1 protein-coding gene is annotated in these 1,255 nt (G+C 60.8%); it reads right to left on the minus strand.

All coding sequences use genetic code 11. The features are described from left to right. Positions 1-955: 955 nt before the first annotated feature. The coding region (locus tag QZX79_RS03700; protein WP_294564821.1) for a hypothetical protein at positions 956-1,255 on the minus strand (300 nt) is incomplete at its 5' end.

Here is a 1,255-nt window from a genome sequence, read left to right on the forward strand (position 1 = left end):
CTGCAGGTTCGGGGCCGCGGTCCGCGATAGTTGGGCGATGTCTATTAGTGACACCGGTCCAAACGTGATGCCCGGACCGGTGTCGTCGTCGGTTGCGTGTGGGCGATCCTGGCGCGTTCTAAGCGACCGTCTCGGATGCGATACATCCCGGGCATCATGTCATGCTCAGGCCGGTTCGGTGGCCTACGCTCACTTGCCCGGCCCCGTGGTGATCATTGCATTGATTGGAGGTTTACGAGTCCCACTCGGGGGAGCATATGACCCGGAAATTGTCCTCGTGGGCAAGGGGACCGATGTTCATCCGGAGGATGGCGTGAATAACTTCCCGATACATGTAGTTCCCTTGGGACTCGCCACCGGAAAACTATGTCATGTCCGTGGTCCGCAGATTGCGAGAGTGAGACTTGTTATAGACCGTAACCACATGTGGCAGTGCTCGGGATCGGCCGGTCAGAGAGTGATTTTCCCATCATGGCAATACATCGACCACCCATGTCGACCGCGCCGGCAATCGCACAGCAACCATTCAACGGTGAAGACCTCAGCGGCATGAACGTAAGCATGCATGCGCAGGTAACTCCCAGTCACCTGCCCGCACCGACGGTGTCCGCTCGCTTTTGGAAAGGACTGGCCTTTGCCTTGCCACTGAGTATCGCTCTGTGGGTCGGGCTGATCTGGGTGATCCTCCAGTTCCTCAGGTAAACGCAGTCCGACCACGTTCAGTGCTATTCCCCCTCCACCGAACCGGAGCGATGGCAATCGACGATAACGGCCTGGGCATCCCGCCCAGGCCGTTGTCGTCGGTTCCGTTCAGGGTGGGCGTGAGGCTTACCACGAGGGCGTGGGCCGGCGGCGGTCCCTCCGGTGCTGGAACCAGACGTGTCCCGGTCAGTTCGATGTCCTCAACAAGGACGCCCAGGCGGCCGTCGGGTTCCCGTCCCTCGCAACTGCCCCGTCAACGACAGGCGGCGCTGATGATCTCCACAGATGCCGTGATCGCCCCATCAGGGGTCATCGTGATGTGGGTCAACATGTGGACGATGCTGTCGTCGTGGGGCGTCGATTCTCCCTTGCGGATGAACAATCCCTGGGACAGCTGGGTGAACACCCGTTGATCGCCGTCCTCGATCCCGATCAGGTCGACCTTGGCCACGCTGTCAATCAACAGGTAGTCGGTGCCCGACACGGTCCCCGTGCCCTGCGTATGGCGATGGAAGGAGAAGTGCTCCTGCCCGCTTCCATCCCTGGTCGTGGG

This window comes from uncultured Arthrobacter sp. (assembly GCF_902805515.1).
Lineage (GTDB): Bacteria > Actinomycetota > Actinomycetes > Actinomycetales > Micrococcaceae > Arthrobacter_D.